This is a genomic window from Jeongeupia naejangsanensis, from assembly GCF_016865585.1.
Classification (GTDB): domain Bacteria; phylum Pseudomonadota; class Gammaproteobacteria; order Burkholderiales; family Chitinibacteraceae; genus Jeongeupia; species Jeongeupia naejangsanensis.
The window spans coordinates 184,759-208,219 of sequence record NZ_JAESND010000004.1; the positions used below are offsets into that span (position 1 = coordinate 184,759).

Sequence of the window (23,461 nt, forward strand, 5' to 3'; positions counted from 1 at the left end):
CGATAGTGCGTTCATTGCCGATCCTGTCCATCATTCAACGAGGTCGAACCGATGCTTGATTCTCCCGGGCGCCGTCAGCTGTTGCTGGCTGCCGCTAGTTTGCCTTTTGCCTTGGCCCTGAAGTCCCGTGCTGCGGAGATGGCGCACACCGGTGCCGGAAGCAGGACCGATGCCGATTTCTTGGCGCTCGAACGACGTCATGGTGGCCGGCTCGGCGTGTGCGCGCTCGATACCGGCAGCGGCAGGCGGCTCGGTTACCGGATGGACGAGCGCTTTGCCTTCTGCAGCACCTTCAAGGCAATGCTGGCCGGTGCGATTCTCGCGCGCAGTGTCGGCGATGCCGGCCTGCTGCAACGGAGGATCCGCTATACGCAGGCTGATCTGGTCAGCTATTCGCCCGTCAGCGGTCCGCGTGTCGCCGACGGCATGACCGTGGCCGAGCTGTGCGCCGCAGCGATCCAATACAGCGACAACACCGCCGCCAACCTGTTGATCAGGCAGCTCGGGGCGCCGGCCGACGTCACCACATTCGCACGCAGCATCGGCGACGACGTGTTCCGGCTCGACCGCTGGGAAACCGAACTCAACACCGCGCTGCCGGGCGATCCGCGCGATACGACGACTCCGGCCGCGATGGCGCGCAGCCTGCAGGCGCTCACGCTTGGCGACGCGCTGCCGCCAGCGCAGCGCGCGCAGTTGCAGGACTGGCTGCGTGGCAACACCACCGGTGCAAAACGGATCCGTGCCGGCGTGCCGGCCGGCTGGCAGGTCGGCGACAAGACCGGCTCCGGCGACTACGGTACGACCAACGATATCGCCGTGCTCTGGCCGCCGCAGCGCGCGCCGATCGTGCTCGCCGTTTATTTCACCCGCCCGGCGCAGGATGCCAAGTGGGTCGACGCGGCGATTGCCGATGCCGCCCGGCTCGTCGTCAAGGCGCTGGCCTGAGCCGGGGTGACGAATTAAGGTTGCTTTTTGCAATCGATGTCGACTAGTTACGCTTCTTTTTGCTCCGGCCGGCGCTAGACTTCGAGCCCTTCGAGTAGCGCCAGGAAGGGGAGTGGCATGCCCAAGGCGGGGTTGACCGCGTTTGCGTTGACGCTGGTGGTGATCATCGGCCTGCTGCCGGTCGGATTCAGTTTTTACCTGGCGCGCGAGCATGCGATGCACGAGCTGAGCGAGCGGGTGCAGTTGCTGGCGATGCGGACGCAGTGGCGGACCGAACTGGTGACCCAGCAGGCGATGGATGCACTCGAATCCCTGAGCGTCATAGACGCCGTTCCGTGCTCGCCACTGCACTTGCGGGCCATGCGCGAGCAGACCTATGCGCTCGGTTACATCCGCAACGCCGTTTACCTCGACGGCGACGTACCGCGTTGCTCGGTGCTGGACGCCCGGCTTGAGCTTCCGCCCTTGCGCAAGCCGGACTGGCAGGGACGCGATGTCTTGGTCTGGCAGCATCTGGACAAGGGCAGCCGTAGACCGATGATCAATGCGCGTCGCGGTCGCTACATGGTCGAAGTGGCCGCCGACTCCTATGTCGACGTGGTGCGGCGCTACGACGGGGTGCATTTCGGCATCGTCGATCCGGTCAACCGCAAGGTCGTTGCAGGCGACGAAACCAGTGAACCGCAGAAACTGATGGGGGCGCTGGACAACGATCACGGCACATTCTGGCGTGACGGTAATGTCTTCGTTGTCAGGCAACTGCCCGAATGGCCGCTGGCCGTGGTCGCCTACGCGCCACTGTCGAACGAGCGCCAGTCACTGATGCGCGAGTTGCTGATCTGGCTGCCGATCGGCATCGCATGCAGCGGCCTGATGGTCTGGTGGCTGGTACGGCTGCTGCGCGAGCTCGATTCGCCCAAGCGCCGGTTGCAGGCGGCACTGCGCAAACGGCAGCTTTTTGTCGAATACCAGCCGATCGTCGCGCTGTCGGGCGGCGAATGCGTGGGCGCCGAAGCGCTGCTGCGCTGGCGCCAGTCCGACGGCAGCCTGGTGCGGCCCGATCTGTTCATCGCGCAGGCCGAGGAAGACGGCATGATCCAGCCGCTGACCGATTACCTGATCGAGCGGCTGTTCATCGAACTGGGCGCGTTTCTCGCGATCAATCCCGGTTTGCACGTCTCGATCAATCTGGCCGCGCCCGATCTGACGCAGCGCCGCGTGCTCGACCTGCTCATGCCCTTGCTGCAACGTTATGCAGTACGGCCGGAACAGATCTGCCTGGAAGCCACCGAACGCGGCTTTCTCGACACCCGCCAGACGCGGTTGGTGATGGAGGATTTCCGCCGTGCCGGGCATCCGATCTACATCGATGATTTCGGCACCGGCTACTCCAGTTTGTCCTGCCTGCAGGAGCTGCCGGTCGATGTCCTGAAGATCGACAAGTCGTTCGTCGATACGCTGGCGACGTCCGCTGCGACGAGCAAGGTGGCGCCGCATATCATTGAAATGGCGCACGGCCTGGGTCTGGCGATGGTTGCCGAGGGGGTCGAAACCACCGTGCAGGCCGAGTACCTGCGGGAACACGGCGTCCAGTACGGCCAAGGGTGGCTGTTCGCCAGAAGCCTGCCGGCCGGGGAGTTCATCCGGTATTGTCGGCAGTATCCGCTTCGGCCGATCGCCGACAGGGCATGATCTGCAACAAGCCGCGGCATTGGGGGCGGCGTTATCCTTGACCGGGTCGCCGGAAGCAGTGATGCCGTGCGCCGCCTTGCGCACGCGGCAGTGCTTTTGAAGGTGCGCGTCGTTGTGATACACAGCAGGGCTGGTGAGTCGCGGTTTGCGTCAGGGCGTTGTCGGCGTATCGCGCCATTCGCCGCGCCCGCCCTTTTGCCGAGTCCGCACCTTGCAACGCGATATGAAGAAGATTGACGACGTCGACCTGAAAATACTGGAAATCCTGTCGGCGGATGCCCGTGCCCCGATTTCCGAGATCGGCCGGCGCGTTCACAAATCGCGCACGGCGGTCGAGGCGCGCATCGCGCGCATGGAGAACGACGGCGTGATCCAGGGGTATCAGGCCATCCTCGGCGAGCCGGGCATGCTTGCGGTTCCCCCCAACGAGGCCTTCCTGATCATCAAGCATTCCGGCGGCAGCGATTGCCACCTCGTCTGGAACGAAATCAAGGATTACCGCAACGTGATCGAGTGCCATTCGCTGTTCGGACCGCTCGACCTGATCGTCAAGATACGCTACACCCAGTTCGACGAGCTGATGGCGTTGAAGGAGCGCGTATCCGGCGTGCGCGAGGTGCGCGAAGTCACGATCTGCCCGGTACTCAAGACCTGGACCTGAGTACCGTCAGCACGCGGGATCAAGCAGCATCGACCGGTATCAGGCAATGCTTTCTTCCGGGCGTCGCTGGTAGACCCGGGCAGGCAGGACCGAGAACACGCTGTCCGGACTGGTTTCGGCCAGCAGGTCGGCGGCGCGGCGCGCCACGTTGTAGTTGTGGTGGTAGCTGGTGTGCTGGTGTCCCAGCACGACCAGAATGATGTCCCGCGTCTGCTCGCCGATCTTGAACTGGTCGGCGTCGGCGTCGAGCGCGCCGATGCTGGCCAGCGCCTGACCGTCGACCGAATACAGCAGCGAGCCCGCGGCAATCGTCTTGGCCTTGCGTGAAAACAGCGGCGTAATGGTTTCATTGCCGTCGGCAATGTCGATTGCCAGCGTGCCGCTCAGTCCCGTGGCGGTGTGTCCGCCGATGCTGGCGCCGAACAACAGCGAGGCGGTGTTGTAGGCGTCGACCACGTTGTTGATCAGTTTCGGACCGTTGCTGATGAAATGGTGGATCAGACGTTCGTTGGCGGGCCGGGTATCGGCAAAGCCCAACTGGCTCAACTGCTGCTGGTAGCCGGTCACCTCCGGCTGGAGCATGAAGCGCTCGCCGTCATCGACGATGTGCTGCAAGGCGCCCATCAGATGGCGTTCGTAGTGTTTGGTATGGAAAACCGTGACGCCGGAGATGCGGGCCACGCACGCGTTGGCCACGCCGGCATCGGCGGCGGCGGCGGAAATCAGGACTTGCTCGAGCATTGGAATTCCTGCAAAGCGGTATTCAGAAGCGGGCTGGGGGATGCACGGCACGGCTCAGACGGCCGCAAGCGTGCGGCAGTGGGTGTCGTCCCTGGCCAGTTGCGCCGGATCGGGGCTCGCCAGCCAGACGATGCCGGGGCAAGTCGCCAGGTCGACCGTCGGTACGACGGGCTCGCCCTGTGAAACGAAGGCGCGATGGCCGCGATACGAGCGCAGCTGTCGTAGCGCGGCCTGATCCGCGGCAACCGGGCCGGGGTGAATGCCCTTTTGCCGCGTGATCAGGAAGACGATGCGGCCGTGTTGCTGGCGTTGTACCTCTGCGGTTTCGATCGCCCGGCCAAGGCTGGCGTCGACGGCGAGGTCGAGCAGGTTGGGGCTGTAGCAATCGTTGAACAATGCGGGCGCCACGCCGCCATGCATGCGCGCGCCGGCTTCGATCATCACCGGACCCTCGTCGCTCCAGATCAGTTCCATGTGCAGCGGCCCAAGTTGCAGCTTCAGCGCAGCGGCGGCCTGGCGGGCATAGTCCAGCAGCGGGGCGTACTCTGGATCGCGCGGGTCCAGCACTTCGAGGCCGGCGTAGACAAAACGCGAGCCGTTGGACTCGATCTTCTCGTAGACGCAGACCGATGCCACGGTGTAACCACCGGCATGGGCGACCAGATCGACAACATATTCCGGGCCTTCGACAAAGGGCTGGACGACGAAACCCTGGTTGATTTCACCCAGATCATTGATCTGCTGCCACGCAGAGTCGCGCAAGGCCCGACGCGCGCCGTCGCGGCCATGGGCGAAGCGGACGCCGTCGGTGCTCGCCGAATTGACCGGTTTGACCACGTAGGCGATGTCCTCCAGCTCGGCCGTCGCCGCGTCGATCTGGTCGGGGTTGCGGATGAACAGCGAGGGGATATGCCGCAGGCCGGCATCGGCCAGTGCCTGCTGCATCGGGTACTTGTTGCGGCGCAGGGCGGTGCTGTCGGCCGGATTGCCCGGCAGCCCCAGCCTTTGCGCCAGCGCGTCGGCAGCGGCGACCGCCATTTCGCAGCCGGCGACGACCGCGATGGCTTGTGCCGCGCCAAAGCGTTCCAGTGCTTCGTCGATGTCGAACAACCTGCCCTCAAGAAAGCCGCCGGGCTGGAAGCCACGGGCGAAGCGGGCCGAGATGTTCGGGGACGAGCGCACCGCGACGCAGGCGTAGCCCAGACTGGCGAACTTTGGCGCATACAGCGCGCCGCTGGAAAACGGATCGACAATGATGATGTAGGGCGATGGCATGGCAGTTCTCTCGCAATGGGGATGGAACACGCCGCCGCGGCGATGGCGCGCGGCGGCAGGAAAAACGGCCCGATGATGGTCAGCCCGGCTCGGCCACCGCGCGGACAGGAAGGCTGACGAGGCGCGGCAGCAGCACACTGAGCAGCAGGGCGACGGCGACGAGTACGAACACCGTCGGCGCAGCCTGGTGACCGAACAGGTGCTCGGTGATCAGCCCGGCCAGGATCAGCGGCGCGGCGCTTTGCAGCAGCAGATAGTAGAACGCGCTGACCGAAGCAATGCGGTCGGCATCGGCCGGGGTGCGGGCCAGATCGATCAGCTTCTTGCGCAGCTGGATGCGCAGATGATTGATCGAGTAGCCGATCAGGAAGCACGCACCGATCGAAACGGCGGCGGTGCCGGAGTACACCAGCACGGCGTCCATCAGCAGAATCAGCAGCGGCGGTACGTACTCGGGCAGCTTTGCCGTCGGCAGAACGGCCGCGAGGAAGGCCCCGACGCCGGCAATGCCGCTGGCCAGCCCGAAATCCGCCGCGCTCCAGTGCCTGAGCGTCTGGTAAATCACCGGTGTCAGCGTATTGAAGGCTCCGATGTGAAAGCCGATCATGCCCAGTCCGAGGCAGAGCGCGCGCAGCAGCTGACCATGCTGATACTGGACTGCGTTGCCTTCGGGCTCGGCGTGTGCGGCAACGGCCGTGCGCCCGCCCTGCAAGCGCCCGAGCGGCGACAGCAGAACGAGCAGTGCAGCCAGGCTGGCAGTCGCGCAAAACAGCGGCACGAAGCGGTCGATGCCGAGCTTTTCAAGTGCGATCCCGCCCAGCGCAGCGCCACCGAAGGCGCCGAGCTGGATTGCCGTCTGCATCCAGCGGGCCGACGATGCGCTGCTGGTCAGCTTGGCCAGCGTGAAGCGGGTATTCACGGCCTCCAGTGTGCTGGTGGTGAAGAAACCGAGCAGGCCGACCAGCAAGGCAATCAGCACGAAGCCGTACAGCGCGTGGAACAGGCCGGCCACCGCGCCGCCAAGGACCAGCAGAAAGCCCAGCGCGCGTGCCAGCAGCGTCTGCCGAAAACCCGGCACCCATGCCTTGCCGCTCCGGCGTGCCAGCCGTTGCAGGCTGAACGGCAGCAGTACCGACACGCACAACACCAGACCCAGCGCCAGCGGGGAGCCGGTGATCTGCAGCGACGACCAGAACAGCCCGATCATCAGACCCATGTCGACGCCGGTAAACAGGCTCACGACCGCATAGAACGACAGCATCTGGCGTTTGTCGGTACTCATTGCTCGTCCTCGCAGTCGGACTTGTGCTGGTTGACCGGCAGCATCTCGGTCCAGACACGGATGTCCTCGTTGGCGGTAACGAAGGAGATGTGGTCGCCGCGGCGAATGGCTGGCAGCGCATTGCGTTCGATCGAATGGATCGGGTAGGCGTTGTCGTGCCAAGGGCAGACCAGTTTGGCGGAGCATGCCGCGCGCCGGCCCAGATTGAGCGGCCCACCGCGATGCGGGCATTCGCTTGGCGCGATCACCGGCTTGGCGCCGTTCTGCAGCACGAAGTAGCGGCGTGCACCGACTTCGAGCGAGTTGAAGCTGTCCAGCGGCAAGGTGGTGATCTTCATGCTGCCTGCTCCAGGCTGGTCACGGTATACGAGCAATGCTCGGCGGTGATCACCGAACCGTGCAGCATGCCGCGCGGAATCACCACGTGCTGGCCGGCGCCCAAGTCCAGCTGCGTGAACGGGCTGCACACCAGTTTCAAGGTGCCCTTGTCGACGACGAAAAGCTCGGTAGCGCCGTGGACGTGGGTGACCGACAGATCGTCGCGGCATTCGTGGAAGGTATGGCTGGGTGCATTGGCAGGCTGGGCAGGCAAGGGCTGGGGCTGCCAGCCGGCCAGTTCATCGTGCCAGGCGATATGGGCGAACAGCTCGGCATCCGCGACATCCTGCAGCAGGCGGAATTCCTCGAAACCGCGAATGATGTCCGGCAATACCTGTTTGCCGTATTGCGCGACGACGGGACGGATCAGCTGCTCGAAGGCCATCTTGCCGTGATGTACGTCGATATGGGCGTGCTCGTCGAAGTACAGCGTGTCGACGCTGTCGCCGAAGGCGATCCGCATCGCTTCGGCCTGACCGCGTGTCACCAGTGCGAGGCTGGCCTCGGTGTAGAACAATGCGCCGAGATAGCGGAACAAATGCCGGTGATTGGCCGAAACGTAGTGGAAGTAATTGGTCAGTGCCAGCGAGGTGGCGGTATAAAACTGCCAATAATGGTGCACAGCCGGATTGAGTCCGCATTGCGTCAGCAGCGATTCGAAAATCACGCTGTGTTTCTTTTGCGGTACGCCATAGCCGTATTCGTCGATCAGGATCTTGAACAGTTCGCTCTGTGCCGGGCCGAAATTGCCCAGAACATTGCGCGCCATGGCCGAGGCTTCGCTGAGAAAATCGCCGGCACACTGAATCAGGAAAAAGCGCGCGGCATTGGCCGGATCGCGTGAATTGCGGATGTTGTCGACCAGACTCGATGGCGTGTGGGCGATTTTATCGAGAACCTCGTCGGCATAAGCCTTGAAGGTATCCACATCCCAGTTGCCGCTGATGCTGACCGCGTCGTCCAGCCAGCCGAAAACGTGGCGTTCCAGCTCGGGCCGGATCATCGCTCCGGCGCGGCGCAGCTCTTCGTCATAGAATGCATTGAATTCCGGCAGCACCAGTTTGCCCTGTTGCGGCAGGAAAACGAGGTCCTGCTCGTAGATATTCAGCAACAGCCTTTGGCCCATCAGATGCGATGGCTGATTCAGCTCTGACTGTGTCAATACGCGATCGAAGTCGAGTTGGTGCAAATCCTGGGGACGAACCGGCCGCACATATGGGCTGTCGCAATAAAAACTTTGCGGCTGGTCGAATAGCGGGTGGCTGGCAAATTGGGAGAATGCCTGCTCATGCTGCACCGGATCCGGACTGGTGCGATGATCGAGCAATGTGCTGATGGACGACATGATGATTTCCTTTCATTTTCTTGTGGAAAATAATGTGGAAATCTTACTTTTGTCGTTCTATGTGTGAAATAAACGAAGCGACGGATTTGCTAGTGAATCTCGTCAACGGCCTAGTGAAATTGCCTAATCCAGCGCGCGGTGCGCGTCGTCAAGGCCAACCGGTCAGCCGTGCTTGCAGCAGCCGGCGACGTGGTCGTTGACGAGGCCACAAGCCTGCATGAAGGCGTAGCAGGTTGTGCTGCCGACAAAGCGGAAGCCGAGCTTTTTCAGTTGCTTCGACAGCAGGTCCGACTCCATCGTGCTGGCCGGCACATCGGCCAGTGACGCCGGTGCGTTGATCTTCGGCGTGTTGCCGACGATGTGCCAGACGACGCGTTCGAGCGTTTCGCCGCGCGCATGCAGGTCGAGCAGCGCCCGGGCGTTGCCGATGATGGCTTCGATCTTGCCGCGATGGCGAATGATGCCCGGGTCGAGCACCAGCCGGTCGACGTCGGCCGGACCGAACGCCGCGATGGCTGCCGCATCGAAATTGCAAAAAGCGCGACGGTAGCCGTCGCGCTTTTTCAGTACCGTCAGCCACGACAACCCGGCCTGCATGCCTTCAAGACAGAGCATCTCGAACAGCGTGCGCTCGTCATGGCATGGCAGGCCCCACTCTTCGTCGTGATAGGCGACGTAGAGCGGGTCGGTCGACAGCCAGCCGCAGCGCGGCAGGCCGTCATCACAGACGGTAACGTTCGACTTCACGGTTCATTTCTCCGGCCAGCCGGTCGAGCTCGCGCGCCGAGTTGGCGGTCTGCATCGCTGCGCTGCTGCTGGCTTCGGACATCTGTGCGATGCGTTCGACCAGTTGGGCGATATTGGTGCTGGCCGCACTCTGCTCGCGGATCGCGCCGCTGATGTCAGCGACGTGTTCGACCACGGCGGTCGAACCGCTGCGGATCGCGCCGATCGCGGTGCCGGCTTCGCGTGCTTGCGACACGGCGCCTTCGACTTCGAGGACGACTTCGCGCATCCGCTCGACCGCGGCCAGCGCGCCCTGCTGGATCGCGGCAACGGTGCCCGAAATTTCCTGCGTCGACACCGCGGTGCGCTCGGCGAGCTTGCGGACTTCGTCGGCGACGACGGCGAAGCCGCGGCCGGTTTCGCCGGCGCGGGCCGCTTCGATCGCGGCGTTCAGTGCCAGCAGATTGGTCTGGTCGGCGATGTCCTTGATCACGCCGACGACCGCATTGATGTCGGCACTTTTTTCCTTCAATGCATCGATCTGGCCGGCGGCTTCACGCACCGAGCCCGAAATCGCATCGATGCGGGTGACGCTGGTATCGATCACCTGCGCGCCGGTGCTGGCCTGACGGCCCGACTCGCGCGAGATCTGGTCGGCTTCGGACGCACGATCGGCGATGTGGCTGATGCTGACGGTGACTTCCTCGACCGTGGCCGCCATGCTCGTCGCTGCTTCGCTGGTGCTGCCGGCGTTCTGCGACATGCTGCCGGCGGCGCGGGCGACTTCACCGGTCGCGCTGCCGATGGTGCGGATGTGGTCCGACATGTCCTTCAGGCTCTGGCGGGTGCGGTCGAGCAGGCGGTTGAACGCGGTGACGGTCTGGGCAATTTCGTCGTTGCCGCGCACCGGCACGCGCCGGGTGAAGTCGAGGCTGGCCTCGATCTCGCCGACGGTCTGCTGCATGGCCAGCAGCGGCTGGCGGATCGAACGGTAGAGCAGGGTGCCGAACACCGCGAGCGCAATCGCGGCCAGTGCCACGGCGCCGGCCATCACGTTGCGGGCGCTGGCTTCGCTGGCGAGGATGGCGTCCTGCTGCAGTTTGGCCTCGTGCGCGTTGTGCTCGTGGAGTGCTTCCAGCTTCTTCTCGGTTGCGATCGCAGCGTCGCGGCCCTGATGCGCGATCTGCGTCTGCGCGCCGGCCACGTCGCCGGCCTTGGCCTTGGCGATGACCTCGTCGTAGATCGTGTGGAACGACTGCAGGCTCGACTTGAAGTCGGCGAAACGCTGCTGGTCTTCGCTGTCGGTATGCACTTTCTCGTAATCGCGTGCGGTCTGCTCGATTGCAGCGCGGCGCTGGCCGATTTCGTCGGCCAGCCTGGTACGCGCGTCGGGGTTCTGTTCGACGACGTACTGGGCGACGAGGATCTGCTCGATCTTGTAGTTGTTGTTGATGTCGTTGCCTTTGCTCAGGCCGTCGAACGCATCGTCGACGAGCAGGGCGACGCTGGTTTCGACCTGTTTGAACATGACATTGCCGGCGATGCCGACGACGACAAGCGCGGCAATGGCGGCAACGATCAGTGCGATCAGCCGGTGTCCGATATTCATGGCTTTTTCCTTGGGTGGTGTTCGACGGCGGACTGCCAGCCTTTATCGGCACAAATGCGCCGAAATTGAGACGGATTTTCTTTCAGAGAACCGAACGGACGAGCGACAGTGCGATCGCGAACATCATCAGTGCGATCAGCAGATCAAGGATGCGCCAGGCGCGCGGATCGCGGAACCATGGTGTGAGCCGTGTTGCGGCAAAGGTCAGGCTGAAGAACCAGATGAAGGAAAAACCGGCGGCGCCGAGCAGAAACCACGGCTGGGCTTCGGCCGGTTGCTGGGCGCCGATGCCGCCGACGAGCACGATGGTGTCGAGCAGCGCGTGCGGGTTCAGGAAGGAAAAGCCCAGTGTTGCGATGAAGACCGCACGTGGCGAGGCGATGCCGCGCGCGACCTCGGGGGCCAGCGCGGTCGGGCGGATGGCTTTTTTCAGCGCGCCAAAGCCGTACCAGCAGACGAAGGCCGCACCCGCCAGCGCCATCCAGCGTTGCAAACCCGGTGCGGCCGTCAGCAAGGTCCCCATGCCGGCAATGCCGGCACTCATCATGACCAGATCCCAGAGACCACAGCAGAACGCCGTCAGAAAAAGCTGCTGGCGGGCGATACCCTGGCGAAGCACGAAGGCATTCTGGGCACCGATCGCCATGATCAGGCTGGCCGAGAGCATCAGCCCGTTCAGGGTGGCGGAAAGCGGGGACATGATCGGGATCCGGATGGCGGGCCGCTTACCCTAACGCCGGCGGGCTGCCGGTGCCAATTGCGGACTTCCCCGGCTGCATCGGCGGAAAAGCGGCAACGAACTACCCTTGAAAGCGATGCCTTTTCTCAATTATTATACGCGAATGGTTCTCAATAACGATTTCAGATGGCGCGTCAGCCCGGTGCTGATCGGCGTGACCGGCGTGCACCTTCTGGCGATCTACTTCGTCGTCAGCACTTTCGTTTCGACGACGCCACCACAGATCATCCAGCCTTCGCTGATGTTCGCGACGCTGAGCGAACCGGCGCCCGCAGCGAAGCCGCAGGCTGCTCCGGCGACAAGGCCCGAACCGCAACCGGCCAAGCCCAAAGTCGAGCCCAAGACGGAACCCAAGGCCGAGCCCGTCAAGCAGCAGGCCAAGCCTGTCGCCAAGCCGGTGGCCAAGACCACCACCAGTGAAAAGGCCCTGCACGACAGCCGTCCGGCCGAGCCCGAACCGGCCGCCGCGGCTGCTGCACCGGCAGCCCCTGCGGCACCGGCTGCACCCGCCGCGCCTGCAGCAGCCACTGCCGGTGCCGAAAAATCTGCCGCCGCTGCGCCGGTGACCGAAACCGCGCCGTCGTTCCATGCCAACTATCTGGCCAATCCGCGTCCGGCCTATCCGCCGCAGTCGCGTGCGCTCGGCGAGGAGGGCGCGGTGACGTTGCGCGTTCGCGTCGGCGAGAACGGCTTGCCGATTTCGGTCGAGGTCGCCAAATCGAGCGGCTTCCCCCGGCTTGACGAAGTCGCGAAGAACACCGTCAAGAACCGCTGGAAATTCGTGCCGGCCAAGAAGGGCAGCGAGTCGGTCGTTGGCACGGTGCTGGTACCGATCGAGTTCAAGCTCAACAGCTGACCGTTTTTCATCCGAATCCACGTCCAGCCCCGCCCGCAAGGCCGGGGCTACGTTGTTTGTGCGCGGGTCCGGTCACACCATCGTTCCGCCACAACGCAAGGCGGACAACGAGCGCGACGCAGTTGCAGCGTCATGCGCGCGAGGCAGCGCGGCGTGCGTGCTAAACAACTTGATGCCACAGGCCTGGCACGCCATCGTCGCCCTTCTGCTCGGCGACGCTTGCGGTATACTCTCCGGTTTGTTTGCGGAGGGCAGAACATGCCGATTTATGCTTACCGCTGCTCGTCCTGCGGACACGACGGCGAACACATGCAAAAGATGGCCGATGCGGCGCTCGTGGAGTGCCCGAGCTGCCATGGCCAGACGTACGTGAAACAGGTGACCGCCGCGGGCTTCCAGCTCAAGGGTTCGGGTTACTACGTGACCGATTTCAAGAACGGCAGCAGCCCGGCACCGTCCGGCGGTGCCTGCGGTTCGGGCAACTGCGGCCACGCCCATTGATACGGACACCTTGATGGCCAGCCTGAAGAAATACCTGCTGACCGGCCTCCTGATCTGGGTGCCGCTCGCGATCACGCTCTGGGTACTGAACCTGATCATCGGCACGATGGATCAGATCGGCGCCTTGCTGCCGACGCCGATGCGCCCCGATTACTGGCTGTTGCAGCGTCTGGCCAACGACATGCCTTGGCTGGCCGACAAGCAGGCGATACCGGGCTTCGGTGTCGTACTGACCGCCGTTGTCCTGCTGGTCACCGGGCTGATTGCCCACAACATCATCGGCCGGCAACTGCTGCTGCTGGGTGAGTGGGTACTCAACCGCATTCCCATCGTCCGTTCGATCTATTCGAGCGTCAAACAGGTGTCGGATACGCTGTTCTCCGATTCGGGACAGGCGTTCCGCACCGCGGTGCTGGTGCAGTTTCCGCATCAGGGCACCTGGGCGGTCGGTTTCGTCACCAGTCAGGTCAGCGGCGAGATCGCCGACAAGCTGGGGCAGGAGCTGATTTCGGTGTTCGTGCCGACGACGCCGAACCCGACCTCGGGCTTCCTGTTCATGGCGCGCAAAGCCGATGTGCACGAACTGGAAATGAGTGTCGACGAAGCACTCAAATACGTGATTTCCCTCGGTGTGGTGTCCCCGGCCGGCAAGCCGGCCCCCCTGCCGGTGGCCGCGACTCAGCCCGCGGCCTGATTCAAATACAAAGGAAAAATGCAATCATGCGTACCGATTACTGTGGTCTGATCGACCAGCGTTACCTTGGCCAGACCGTCGTTCTTCAGGGCTGGGCCCATCGTCGTCGTGACCACGGCGGCGTGATCTTCATCGACCTGCGTGACCGCGAAGGCATCGTCCAGGTCGTGATCGATCCGGATACCCCGGAAGCCTTCAAGCTGGCCGATTCGTCGCGCAGCGAGTACGTCCTGCAGATCACCGGTCTGGTGCGCGGTCGTCCGGAAGGCACGACCAATGCCAAGATGATTTCGGGCCAGATCGAAGTGCTGGCCAAGGACATCGTGATCCTCAACAAGGCCGACACGCCGCCGTTCCAGATCGACGACGAAAACCTGTCGGAAAACGTCCGCCTGACCAACCGCGTGATCGACCTGCGTCGCCCGCAGATGCAGAAAAACCTGCGCCTGCGCTACAAGGTCGCGCTGCTGGTGCGCAACTTCCTCGACACCAAGGGCTTCATCGACATCGAAACGCCGATGCTGACCCGCAGCACGCCGGAAGGCGCGCGCGACTATCTGGTGCCGAGCCGCGTGCACGACGGCCAGTTCTTCGCGCTGCCGCAATCGCCGCAGCTGTTCAAGCAACTGCTGATGGTCGCCGGCTTCGACCGCTACTACCAGATCACCAAGTGCTTCCGCGACGAAGACCTGCGCGCTGACCGCCAGCCCGAATTCACCCAGATCGATATCGAGACCTCGTTCCTGAACGAGGAAGAAATCATGTCGATCACCGAGGAAATGGCACGCCACGTCTTCAAGGAAGCGATCGGCGTCGACCTCGGCGAATTCCCGCGCATGCAGTACGACGATGCGATGTTCTACTACGGCTCGGACAAGCCGGACCTGCGCGTCGACCTCAAGTTCACCGAACTGACCGACGTGATGAAGACGGAAGAGTTCAAGGTCTTCCGCGGTGCAGCCGACATGGAAGGCGGTCGCGTCGTCGGCCTGCGCATCCCGGGCGGTGCGGACTTCAGCCGTTCGGTGATCGACGAGTACACCAAGTTCGTCGGCATCTACGGCGCCAAGGGTCTGGCCTACATCAAGGTCAACGACGTTTCGAACATCAGCAACGATCCGGACAACTCGGGCCTGCAGGCGCCGATCGTCAAGTTCCTGTCGAACGATGCACTGAAGGCGATCATCGAACGCACCGGCGCGCAGAACGGCGACCTGATCTTCTTCGGCGCCGACAAGCGCAAGGTCGTCGACGAAGCCATCGGCGCGCTGCGCATCAAGATCGGTCACGAGAAGGGCGAAGCCGGCGGTTACTTCACCAAGTCGTGGAAGCCGCTGTGGGTCGTCGATTTCCCGATGTTCGAATACGACGAAGACGGCAAGCGCTGGAACGCCTGCCACCACCCGTTCACCTCGCCTAAGGCCGAACATCTTGAACTGCTGAAGACCGATCCGGGTGCGTGCAAGGCGCGTGCCTACGACATGGTGCTGAACGGCTGGGAAATGGGCGGCGGCTCGGTGCGTATCCACCAGGCCGACGTGCAGTCGACCGTGTTCGACGCACTCGGCATCGGCGAGGAAGAAGCACAGAACAAGTTCGGCTTCCTGCTGGACAACCTCAAGTTCGGCGCGCCGCCGCACGGTGGCCTGGCCTTCGGCCTCGACCGTCTGGTCACGCTGATGACCGGCGCCGAGTCGATCCGCGACGTGATTGCCTTCCCGAAGACCCAGCGCGCCCAGTGTCTGCTGACAAACGCACCGAACGCGGTCGACGAAAAGCAACTGCGCGAGCTGCATATCCGCCTGCGCAATCCGGTGCAAACTGCCTGATTCCATAGGAATAAGTGCAACAGATGAAAGGCGCCCGACGGGGCGCCTTTTCTTTATGCGCTGTTTTCCGGTAAATTAATCCAACATTACTAACTTGTTGGATTGGTGCGGCTGATGGAAAGATTGAACAGTCGTATGACTTACCGTTGCGGTCATGCCTTGCAGGCCCTGCCGAGTTCGTTCGAACAGAACGAGGCCTTCCTGATCCGGGTCGCCTTTACCTGCCCGGACTGCATTGCCGAGATCACCCGCAGGGCGGTGCTCGATACCCGGGCCTACGTCAACATGCAGCAGATCTCGCCCGGCATGGCGGCCTTCGTCATCGAAGTCAGCCAGACCCACGACGAGCTCGGCAAACTGCTGGCGGCTGTCGGTTACGTGCGCCGCGGCAAGTCGCTGGACGAGCTCACGCCCGGCATCGAGGTCGTCGAGGAAGACGGTTGCGTCTGGCGCAAGGAGCTCTGGTTTGCAACCAACACCGATCCGCGCCATGTCGTCGCCCTGATCCAGCACATCAAGATGGAGACCGCATGGCTGGGCAGCTACCTGCCCGGAGAAATGGCAGCGGTGCAGTACTTCTCGTTCCCGCTTTGAACGGAAACGAATGAACAACGGGCAGCCTGGGCTGCCCGTTGTTCATTCGTCTGCCGGTTCGCCGAAGAGCTGGCTCCAGAGCGTCCGCACCGCTGCCATCGCATCGGCGATGGTCGCCAGTGTTGCCGGCGACGGCTTGGTGCCGTTGAGCCGGTTGGCATGCTGCAATCGCCGAAGTTCGCGGTAGGCGGTCTGCGCATGGCTTGCCAGGCCGGCATCGATCAGCCCGTCGCGCGCGGCGAAACCGAGCAGGGCGATGTTGCCCAGATTTCCGGTCAGGTCACCGAAGCGGCGGGCGTGCGCCAGAATCAGGTACTGAACGATGAACTCGATGTCGACAATGCCGCCGCGACAATGCTTGACGTCATCGGGCTTGGGCGGATGGGTTTCGAACATCCGCTCCCGCATCTTGACCACCTCTTCGCGCAGCGCGTCGAGGTCGCGCTCGCTGCGCAGGATGTCGTTCTTGACGGCATCGAAGGCCGCGCCGATCGTCGCTTCGCCGCAGACGAAGCGCGCCCGTGTCAGCGCCTGATGCTCCCATACCCATGCCGATTTGCGCTGGTACTCGGCGAACGCTTCGATGCTGGAAACCAGCAGCCCCGAGGTGCCGTTCGGCCGAAGGCGCAGGTCGATGTCGTAGAGCGCGCCGGCAGACGTCAGTGTGGTCAGCCAGGTGACGATTTTCTTGGCCAGCCGCGCGTAGCTTTCCGGCGCGTCCGGATGGGGATCGTCGTACAGGTAGACCAGGTCCAGATCCGAGCCGTAGCCGAGCTCCTTGCCGCCGAGCTTGCCGTAGCCGATGGCGGCGAAGCGTGGCACCTCGCAATGCCGCTTGGGCAACTCGCGCCAGACCTCGGCGATCGTGACCGTCAGGATCAGGTCGGCCAGAGCAGACAGGTGGTCCGATACCGTTTCCAGCGACAACAACCCCGCCAGATCCTGCGCCACGATGCGGAAGACCTGCGTGTGCTGAAAATGCCGCAGGCAATCCATCTTTGCCTCGGTATCGTCGCCGAGTTCGGCGATTTCCTGCCGCAGGATCTTGCCTAGCCTGACCCAGTCGGGCGCCTGATACAGCAGGCGCGCATCAAGCAGCTCGTCGAGCAGGATGGGGTGGCGGGTCAGGTAATCCGATACCCACGGACTGGCGCTGTAGAGTTCGGCCAGCCGGTTCAGCGTCTGCGGATGTTCGGCCAGCAGCGCCAGATAGGATTCGCGCCGGCCGATGGCCTCCAGCAGACCGAGCAGCCTCGAAAGCGTGTCGTCCGGGTTCGGATAGCCTGCGGCGACGCCGATCAGCGCCGGCAGGATGTGGTCAACGCGCTGACGACAGCGGTCGGGCATTTGCTGGTAGCGGTTGCTGCTGGCGAAGGCGGCAAGTTTGCGCGCCAGTTCGGTTGCGTCGCGGTAACCCTTGGCGGCGAGCGCGTCCGGTGCCTGTTCGCCGTCGCGGGTCTGCTGCCAGGCGCCGTCGTCGGCACCGCCCGTTGCCTCCTGCGGCAGGCCGAAAATCTGTTCGAACTGCAGCGTCACCCGATCGCGGTGATACGCGAGTGCCGCCGTGAATGCCGCCCAGTCGGCAAAGCCCATGCTGGTGGCGATCCGGGCCCGGTCGTCATCGTTGCCGGGCAGGGTTTGCGTCTGTGCATCGTCAATGTACATCAGCCGATGCTCGACGTTGCGCAGGAAAGCATACGCCATTTGCAGTTCGGCGACGGTTTCGGCAGGCAGCAGGCCCTGCCGGCCGAGTTCGTCGAGCGTGCCCCGCGTCTCGCGCTGCGTCAGCGCCTTGACGCGGCCGCCGCGAATCAGCTGGAAGACCTGACCGATGAATTCGATCTCGCGGATGCCGCCCGGCCCGAGCTTGATGTTGTCGATCCGGTCTCGGCGCTGCACCTCGCGGCGGATCTGGCTGTGCAACTCGCGCATCGACTGGTAGGCGCCGTAGTCGAGGTATTTGCGGTAGACGAAGGGGTGGATCAGCTGCATCAGCGCATCGCCGTCACCGGTCATCGCGCGGCCCTTGATCCATGCGTAGCGCTCCCATTCGCGCCCTTGGGTGATCAGGTAGTTCTCCAGTGCGGCGAACGAACACACCAGCGGGCCCGAGTCGCCGAACGGACGCAACCGCATGTCGACGCGGAAAACGATGCCGTCTTCGGTCGGGTCGTCGATCAGCTGGATCAGTTTCTTGCCGATCCGCGTGAAGTATTCGTGATTGGTCAGCCTGACATCGCCGTCGGTTGTGCCGTCCTCGGGGTAGACGAAGATCAGGTCGATGTCGCTCGAGACGTTGAGTTCGCGTCCGCCGAGCTTGCCCATGCCGACGACGATCAGCTCCTGGAGTTCACCGCTGTCCTCGCCGATCGGCCGGCCGGGGCGGGTTTCATTGCGTGTGACGAAGGCGAGTGCATGCTGGACCGCCAGTTCGGCGAGATCCGACACCGTGTGGACCGCCTCGTCGAGATCGGCCAGTCCTTCGAGTTCGCGGGCGATCAGCCTCGCCATCACCGCCTGCCGCAACCGGCGCAGCTTGCGCTTGAAAGCCGCTTCGTCATTTGCGCTGTCGTTCAGCAGGCGCAGCGACATCTCTGCATGACTGAAAGGCTGGTACAGGTGGGCGGCGGTCTCGTCGGCGAGATCGGGATGACGGGTAAAGAGGCGTTGCAGGTAGCGGCTGTGGGCCAGCGCCGGGGCCAGTGTGCTCGAAGTCACAGTATCGCAGCTCATGGGACGGGTCTGTTCGCGTTAGAATCGACGACTGTTTACGCTAGCACAATCAGCCTGTTCCGGGCGCACCGGCATTTCTCATGTTTGTTGATTTTCTTCGCCCCGCTTTCCGCCCCCGATTTCTGCCGCACGCCTGTACGGGCCAATGCCGGTGCTGAAACGCCTGACCGGTCGCCTTGGCAGGATCGGCCACGTACTGGGTCGGGTCGCGCGCTGGCATGGCCGCCTGCTGTTGTGGTTGCTGGGGCTGGTTGCGCTGGTACTGGCCGTGGCCGCGACGGCCTGGCAGTTCTACTTCGTGCCTAGGCTGGATGAGTTCAGGCCGCAGATCGTCGCCGCGCTGTCGAGTGCCAGCGGCGTGCCACTGCAACTGAATCACATCGAAGGCGGTTGGCGCGGCGGTCGCCCGAGGCTGACGATGGAAGGCGTCAGCGTGCTCGACGCGCGGCATGTGCCGGCGCTGCAGCTGGCGCGCCTGGATGCCGATCTGACGTGGTGGTCGCTGTTCGTCGGCAAGCTGCATTTCAAGCAACTGCGGCTCGAGGCGCCACGCGTGTCATTGTCGCGCGATGCAGAAGGTCGCTTGCATCTTGGCAGCCTGGCACTGCATACCGCGCAAGACGGCCAGGACAACCGCTTTGTCGACTGGCTGCTCGAACAGGGCGAGGTCCGTTTGAGTGGCGGCGAGCTCGTCTGGGACGACGCACTGACCCAGGCCGGCCCGCAACGGTTCGCCAATGTGAGCTTCGTGCTGAGCAACTGGCTGGGGCAGCATCGCGTCAAGCTGTCGCTGACGCCCCCGGCGGCGATCGCCAGCCCGGTCACATTGAGTGGCCGCTTCAGCGGCAAGCATCTTGCCCGGCTGGCGACGTGGCGCGGCTCGCTCGATCTGCAAATCGACCGCGCCGATCTGGCTCAGGTCTGGTCGCAGATCCCCGAGGCCCGGCGGCCGTTTCCGGCGCTGTCGGGGCAGGCGGGGGGACGATTGTCGTTCGATTTTGCCGGCGGGCGGATCGGGTCGGCGCAGTTGTCCCTGAAAGGGCAGGACTGGACCGCCCGGATTGGCGATGCACCGATCACGCTGGCGCGTTTCGACGGCCGTTTTGCACTCGAGCAGCGCGACAAGCTGCGTCGGATCGACATCAACATCACCCGTGCGGACGGCCGCGACGGTTTGCTGTGCAATGGCTGCAGTCTCAGTTACAGCGAAACGGCCGGTGATCAGCGCCGCATCAGGGCGCGTGGCTGGCAGCTGGAAACGCTGCCGGCCTATCTGCCGATGTTGCCGAAGGCATGGGCCGAACAGGTCGCGTCACTGCGGCTGGCGGGCCAGCTCAAGGACGGCGAATTGTCGTGGGCCGGCGATGCCGGCAAACCCGGCCACTATTCGGGGCGGATGGTCCTTGCTGGCGCAACGGTGGCCGGTGTCGCCGGCTGGCCTGGCGTGAGTGGCGCCGATGTCTGGCTGCAGTTCGACGAAAAACGGGGCGAACTGCAATTGACCAGCCCGCGCTTCGGTATCGAATGGCCGTCCGAATTTGCCGAGCCGCTGGTGTTCGACAAGGCCGCTGTCGAAGCCGACTGGCGTCGTGAAGGGGAGGAGTGGCGGATCGACTTGCCGAAGCTCGCTTTCGAGAACCGCGACATCACGCTCGATCTGAAAGCGAATTACCGCTATCGCAACGCCGATGACGACCTGCTCGACGTCAGCGGGCGTATCGGCCGGCTGACCGCGCAGCGTGCATATGCCTATCTGCCGCGCGAGGCAGGGGCTGAAACGCTCGCCTGGCTCAAGCATTCGCTGAAAGCGGGGCAGGGGCTGGATGGCAAGGTCGTCGTGCACGGGCCGCTGGCCAAGTTTCCGTTTCCGGACGACCGGGGCGGTCGCTTCCAGATCACCGCCTTGGCGCGCGGCGTCACGCTCGATTTCGCCGATGGCTGGCCGCCGATCAGCAACATCGACGGCGTGCTCGATTTCCATGGCAACAGGATGGACATCCGCGCCGATAGCGGCGCGAAGATCCTCGGCACCTCGCTGTCGAAGGTGCATGTCGCCATCGCCGATCTTGCCCATCAACCCTTGCTGGAAATCGACGGAAGCGCCGGAGGGAAAACGTCGGATTTCCTCGACTTCCTGCGCCAGAGCCCGCTGCATGCGCACACCGCCGCGTATGTCGACGGGCTGAAGGCCGAAGGCAGCGGCGAACTGACACTCAAGCTCGGCGTGCCGCTGGACAATCCGGATGCCACCAGGGTCGACGGCCGGTTCCAGTATGCCGACAACCAGCTCGATTTCGGCGCCGGCGTGCCGCTGCTGACGCGCGCGCGCGGCGAACTCGGCTTCACCGAGCGGAGTTTCGAGCTGCGCAACGGTGCGGCGCGGATTTTCGGCGGTGACAGTCGCGTCTCGGGCAAGACCGGTGCCGATGGCAAACTCCGGCTGCAGCTTGCCGGGCAGGTGCAACTGGCCGAGGTGATGCGCCGTTACCCGATGCCATTGGGCGGCAACATCAAGGGGGCGGTCGCCTATCAGGGGCAGCTGGATCTGGGGGACGACGGCTATACGCTGAACGTGCAATCGCCACTGATGCAAGCGGAGGTCGACCTGCCGGCGCCGCTGGGCAAGCGCGTTGGCGATGTCCGGCTACTGCGGTTGCAGCTGGCCGGTGACCCGAAGGGCAGCCGGATCGATTTCGGTTACGGCAACCTGCTGGCCGGTGCCTTGCGTCTGCCCGATTCGGGCGCCAGCAGTGGCCAGATCGTACTGGGGAGCGCCAGCGCCGCCGCGCCAACCAAACCCGGTTTTGCGATTTCCGGCAGCTGGCCGGCGCTCGACGTGCAGGCATGGGCCAAGGTCGCGCCAAGCGGGGCACGCGACGATGTCGCCTTGGCGCTCTCCGGCGATGTGCAGATCGGCCAGTTGAGCGGCTGGGGGCGGCAGCTCAACGCGGTCCGGGTCCGGTTTACCGGCGATGGCCGCAACTGGCAGAGCGACGTCAGCGCGCGTGAACTGGCCGGCAAATTGGGCTGGGACGGCAATGGCAACGGCAAGCTCAGCGCACAGTTGCAGCGACTGGCCTTGCCGCTGGGCGAAACGGCGCAGGGTACTGCACCGCAGGATTCGGCGCATGCGGCGGCAAGCGGCGTGCGCAAGCTGCCGGCGCTGGACATCGCCATCGGTGACCTGCGCTACAAGTCACTGCAGCTCGGCAGAATGGCTGTGCTGGCCAGCCAGCAGGGCGAGGATTGGCGGCTCGACAAGGTCGAACTGGTGAATCCGGACCTGAATCTGGTCATGAATGGCAGTTGGCGGCAGGGAAGCCACGTCAACGGTCATATCGAGGCCAGTACGCCAAGTACCGGCAACCTGCTCGGCCGGCTCGGCTACCCGGATACCGTGAAGCGTGCGCCGGCGAAGTTCAGCGGCGATCTGACCTGGGACGGGCCGCTGTTCCCGCCCGATCTGAGTTCGATGCGCGGCACGATGTCGCTCGATGTCGGCGCCGGGCAGTTTGCCAAGATCGATCCCGGTGTTGCACGCTTCCTGTCGGTGCTGAGCCTGCAGGCGCTGTCGCGCCGGGTGCAGCTCGATTTCCGCGATGTGTTCTCGAGCGGCTTCGAGTTCGACGCCATCACCGGTCAGGCGAAAATCGACAAGGGCATCGCGCAGACCGACGATCTGGTGATCGCCGGCCCCGCGGCGCAGGTGCTGTTCCGCGGCAACGCCAACTTCGTTGCCGGCACGCAGAACCTGCGGGTACGCATCGTGCCGGTGATCGGTGATACGGTCGCAATCGCTACCGGCATCATCAATCCGGTCGTCGGTGTTGCGGCATTTTTGCTGCAGCGCGCACTCAAGGACCCGCTGGGGCAATTGGTTGCCTATGAATACGATATAAGCGGCACGATGAGCGACCCGCAGATCCGCCCGACGCGGCAAAGTCCCGCTGACCGCTTGTACAACGTAGAACAGGGGATGCGACGATGAAAACACTCACAGCCACGGCCATCCAGATGGTCTCGACGCCCGACGTGGCCGACAACCTGAGGACCGCAGCCGGTTTGATCGAACGTGCCGCTGGCGCAGGTGCCACGCTGGCGGTTCTGCCCGAGTATTTTGCGATCATGGGCCAGCGCGACACCGACAAGCTCGCGGTTGCCGAGGCATTCGGCCGGGGACTGATCCAGGATTTCCTCGCCGCGCAGGCCGACCGGCACGGCCTGTGGCTCGTCGGTGGCACGGTGCCGCTGGCCGCGCCGGGTGCGACGCGGGTCCGCAATGCCAGTCTGGTCTTCGATTCGACCGGCATCTGCGTCGGTCGTTACGACAAGATTCACCTGTTCGGTTTCGACAATGGCAGCGAGCACTATGCCGAGGCCGACACGATCGAGGCGGGCAATACGCCGCTGGTGCTCGACACGCCGTTTGGCCGTCTCGGGGTGGCGGTGTGCTACGACCTGCGGTTTCCCGAGCTGTTCCGGACTGCCGGCGAGGTCGACATCTGGGCGCTGCCGGCGGCATTTACCGCGACGACCGGCCGGGCACACTGGGAGGTGTTGCTGCGGGCGCGGGCGATCGAGAACCAGTGCTTTGTCGTGGCTTCGGCGCAGGGCGGCGTGCATCAGAGCGGCCGCGAAACCTGGGGGCACAGCATGATCGTCGACCCGTGGGGGCAAGTGCTGGCATTGCACGAAGCAGGTCCGGGGCTGGCGAGTGCCGAGCTCAAGGCCAGCCAGCTGGAGCGCGTTCGCAAGGTGCTGCCTGCATTAGCACATCGCCGGCTGTAGTACCGGCAGGCCGATTCAGCGGCTGGCGTGAGCCGCTCGCCGTACACTTTGCTTTGCCAGCGTCCCGTCC

At 64.0% G+C, this 23,461-nt stretch carries 19 protein-coding genes; 10 read left to right on the forward strand and 9 right to left on the reverse strand.

Translation table 11 applies throughout. The features are described from left to right. Window positions 1–51: 51 nt before the first annotated feature. From bla to JMJ54_RS10415, 3 genes are all read left to right on the forward strand, one after another. A complete protein-coding gene (bla, locus tag JMJ54_RS10405) occupies window positions 52–948 on the forward strand; it encodes a class A beta-lactamase (protein ID WP_203538430.1) in 897 nt (298 codons plus the stop codon). A gap of 117 nt (window positions 949–1,065) precedes the next feature. Beyond that, entirely contained in the window at window positions 1,066–2,640 is a 1,575-nt protein-coding gene (locus tag JMJ54_RS10410) for an EAL domain-containing protein (RefSeq protein WP_203538432.1), read from the forward strand. Window positions 2,641–2,863: 223 nt separating this feature from the next. Next, window positions 2,864–3,301: an Lrp/AsnC family transcriptional regulator gene (locus JMJ54_RS10415; RefSeq protein WP_203538434.1), complete on the forward strand. Its 438-nt coding sequence runs from the start codon at window positions 2,864–2,866 to the stop codon at window positions 3,299–3,301. Window positions 3,302–3,340: 39 nt separating this feature from the next. On the opposite strand, the gene JMJ54_RS10420 is transcribed toward JMJ54_RS10415, so the two are convergent. The 8 genes from JMJ54_RS10420 to JMJ54_RS10455 form a co-directional block, all read right to left on the reverse strand. Continuing rightward, entirely contained in the window at window positions 3,341–4,042 is a 702-nt protein-coding gene (locus tag JMJ54_RS10420; RefSeq protein WP_203538436.1) for a phenylalanine--tRNA ligase beta subunit-related protein, read from the reverse strand. 54 nt (window positions 4,043–4,096) lie between these two features. Then, window positions 4,097–5,317, reverse strand: coding sequence for an ATP-grasp domain-containing protein (locus JMJ54_RS10425; RefSeq protein ID WP_203538438.1), 1,221 nt, complete (start codon window positions 5,315–5,317; stop codon window positions 4,097–4,099). A gap of 79 nt (window positions 5,318–5,396) precedes the next feature. Continuing rightward, on the reverse strand, window positions 5,397–6,599 hold the full coding sequence (locus tag JMJ54_RS10430) for a hypothetical protein (protein ID WP_203538440.1): 1,203 nt from the start codon (window positions 6,597–6,599) through the stop codon (window positions 5,397–5,399). Next, the gene (locus JMJ54_RS10435; protein WP_203538442.1) at window positions 6,596–6,937 is read right to left on the reverse strand and encodes a Rieske 2Fe-2S domain-containing protein; all 342 of its coding nucleotides are present in this window, start codon (window positions 6,935–6,937) and stop codon (window positions 6,596–6,598) included. The genes JMJ54_RS10430 and JMJ54_RS10435 overlap by 4 nt, the downstream gene beginning before the upstream one ends. After that, the gene (locus JMJ54_RS10440; protein WP_203538444.1) at window positions 6,934–8,322 is read right to left on the reverse strand and encodes an iron-containing redox enzyme family protein; all 1,389 of its coding nucleotides are present in this window, start codon (window positions 8,320–8,322) and stop codon (window positions 6,934–6,936) included. The genes JMJ54_RS10435 and JMJ54_RS10440 overlap by 4 nt, the downstream gene beginning before the upstream one ends. 162 nt (window positions 8,323–8,484) lie before the next feature. Further along, window positions 8,485–9,069 carry a DNA-3-methyladenine glycosylase I gene (locus tag JMJ54_RS10445; protein ID WP_308437998.1) on the reverse strand — a complete coding sequence of 195 codons (585 nt, stop codon included), beginning with the start codon at window positions 9,067–9,069 and terminating at the stop codon, window positions 8,485–8,487. Next, on the reverse strand, window positions 9,044–10,657 hold the full coding sequence (locus JMJ54_RS10450; protein ID WP_203538446.1) for a methyl-accepting chemotaxis protein: 1,614 nt from the start codon (window positions 10,655–10,657) through the stop codon (window positions 9,044–9,046). Before JMJ54_RS10450 ends, JMJ54_RS10445 begins: the two co-directional genes overlap by 26 nt. Before the next feature lie 82 nt (window positions 10,658–10,739). After that, window positions 10,740–11,357: a LysE/ArgO family amino acid transporter gene (locus tag JMJ54_RS10455; RefSeq protein ID WP_239000017.1), complete on the reverse strand. Its 618-nt coding sequence runs from the start codon at window positions 11,355–11,357 to the stop codon at window positions 10,740–10,742. A 142-nt stretch (window positions 11,358–11,499) separates the two neighbouring features. On the opposite strand from JMJ54_RS10455, the gene JMJ54_RS10460 reads away from it, so the two are divergent. The 5 genes from JMJ54_RS10460 to JMJ54_RS10480 all read left to right on the forward strand — a co-directional run bounded on the left by JMJ54_RS10460 (window position 11,500) and on the right by JMJ54_RS10480 (window position 15,870). Beyond that, a complete protein-coding gene (locus JMJ54_RS10460) occupies window positions 11,500–12,252 on the forward strand; it encodes an energy transducer TonB (RefSeq protein ID WP_203538448.1) in 753 nt (250 codons plus the stop codon). A 258-nt stretch (window positions 12,253–12,510) separates the two neighbouring features. Then, window positions 12,511–12,753, forward strand: a complete 243-nt coding sequence (locus JMJ54_RS10465) for an FmdB family zinc ribbon protein (RefSeq protein WP_203538450.1) — start codon at window positions 12,511–12,513, stop codon at window positions 12,751–12,753. A gap of 13 nt (window positions 12,754–12,766) precedes the next feature. Beyond that, window positions 12,767–13,447: a DUF502 domain-containing protein gene (locus tag JMJ54_RS10470; protein ID WP_203538453.1), complete on the forward strand. Its 681-nt coding sequence runs from the start codon at window positions 12,767–12,769 to the stop codon at window positions 13,445–13,447. Window positions 13,448–13,473: 26 nt separating this feature from the next. Continuing rightward, on the forward strand, window positions 13,474–15,276 hold the full coding sequence (gene aspS, locus JMJ54_RS10475; protein ID WP_203538455.1) for an aspartate--tRNA ligase: 1,803 nt from the start codon (window positions 13,474–13,476) through the stop codon (window positions 15,274–15,276). Window positions 15,277–15,411: 135 nt separating this feature from the next. After that, entirely contained in the window at window positions 15,412–15,870 is a 459-nt protein-coding gene (locus JMJ54_RS10480; RefSeq protein WP_203538457.1) for a hypothetical protein, read from the forward strand. A gap of 42 nt (window positions 15,871–15,912) precedes the next feature. On the opposite strand, the gene glnE is transcribed toward JMJ54_RS10480, so the two are convergent. Next, complete coding sequence (gene glnE / locus JMJ54_RS10485; protein ID WP_203538459.1) at window positions 15,913–18,603, reverse strand: bifunctional [glutamate--ammonia ligase]-adenylyl-L-tyrosine phosphorylase/[glutamate--ammonia-ligase] adenylyltransferase; 2,691 nt, start codon at window positions 18,601–18,603, stop codon at window positions 15,913–15,915. Window positions 18,604–18,754: 151 nt separating this feature from the next. Here glnE and JMJ54_RS10490 point away from each other — a divergent pair, with 151 nt between their 5' ends. After that, window positions 18,755–22,591 (forward strand): YhdP family protein, encoded by a 3,837-nt coding sequence (locus JMJ54_RS10490; protein ID WP_203538461.1) that lies wholly within the window; start codon window positions 18,755–18,757, stop codon window positions 22,589–22,591. Continuing rightward, window positions 22,588–23,391 (forward strand): carbon-nitrogen hydrolase family protein, encoded by an 804-nt coding sequence (locus JMJ54_RS10495; RefSeq protein ID WP_203538463.1) that lies wholly within the window; start codon window positions 22,588–22,590, stop codon window positions 23,389–23,391. Before JMJ54_RS10490 ends, JMJ54_RS10495 begins: the two co-directional genes overlap by 4 nt. The last annotated feature ends 70 nt before the right edge of the window (window positions 23,392–23,461 follow it).

Excerpts from the sequence above, each read along its gene's own strand:
- JMJ54_RS10410 (WP_203538432.1), top strand. The coding sequence starts at position 1,066 with ATGCCCAAGGCGGGGTTGACCGCGTTTGCGTTGACGCTGGTGGTGATC.
- glnE (WP_203538459.1), bottom strand. The coding sequence starts at position 18,603 with ATGAGCTGCGATACTGTGACTTCGAGCACACTGGCCCCGGCGCTGGCC.
- bla (WP_203538430.1), top strand. The coding sequence starts at position 52 with ATGCTTGATTCTCCCGGGCGCCGTCAGCTGTTGCTGGCTGCCGCTAGT.
- JMJ54_RS10470 (WP_203538453.1), top strand. The coding sequence starts at position 12,767 with ATGGCCAGCCTGAAGAAATACCTGCTGACCGGCCTCCTGATCTGGGTG.
- JMJ54_RS10425 (WP_203538438.1), bottom strand. The coding sequence starts at position 5,317 with ATGCCATCGCCCTACATCATCATTGTCGATCCGTTTTCCAGCGGCGCG.
- JMJ54_RS10455 (WP_239000017.1), bottom strand. The coding sequence starts at position 11,357 with ATGTCCCCGCTTTCCGCCACCCTGAACGGGCTGATGCTCTCGGCCAGC.
- JMJ54_RS10460 (WP_203538448.1), top strand. The coding sequence starts at position 11,500 with ATGGTTCTCAATAACGATTTCAGATGGCGCGTCAGCCCGGTGCTGATC.
- JMJ54_RS10450 (WP_203538446.1), bottom strand. The coding sequence starts at position 10,657 with ATGAATATCGGACACCGGCTGATCGCACTGATCGTTGCCGCCATTGCC.
- JMJ54_RS10420 (WP_203538436.1), bottom strand. The coding sequence starts at position 4,042 with ATGCTCGAGCAAGTCCTGATTTCCGCCGCCGCCGCCGATGCCGGCGTG.
- JMJ54_RS10430 (WP_203538440.1), bottom strand. The coding sequence starts at position 6,599 with ATGAGTACCGACAAACGCCAGATGCTGTCGTTCTATGCGGTCGTGAGC.
- JMJ54_RS10495 (WP_203538463.1), top strand. The coding sequence starts at position 22,588 with ATGAAAACACTCACAGCCACGGCCATCCAGATGGTCTCGACGCCCGAC.
- aspS (WP_203538455.1), top strand. The coding sequence starts at position 13,474 with ATGCGTACCGATTACTGTGGTCTGATCGACCAGCGTTACCTTGGCCAG.
- JMJ54_RS10440 (WP_203538444.1), bottom strand. The coding sequence starts at position 8,322 with ATGTCGTCCATCAGCACATTGCTCGATCATCGCACCAGTCCGGATCCG.
- JMJ54_RS10415 (WP_203538434.1), top strand. The coding sequence starts at position 2,864 with ATGAAGAAGATTGACGACGTCGACCTGAAAATACTGGAAATCCTGTCG.
- JMJ54_RS10435 (WP_203538442.1), bottom strand. The coding sequence starts at position 6,937 with ATGAAGATCACCACCTTGCCGCTGGACAGCTTCAACTCGCTCGAAGTC.
- JMJ54_RS10480 (WP_203538457.1), top strand. The coding sequence starts at position 15,412 with ATGACTTACCGTTGCGGTCATGCCTTGCAGGCCCTGCCGAGTTCGTTC.
- JMJ54_RS10465 (WP_203538450.1), top strand. The coding sequence starts at position 12,511 with ATGCCGATTTATGCTTACCGCTGCTCGTCCTGCGGACACGACGGCGAA.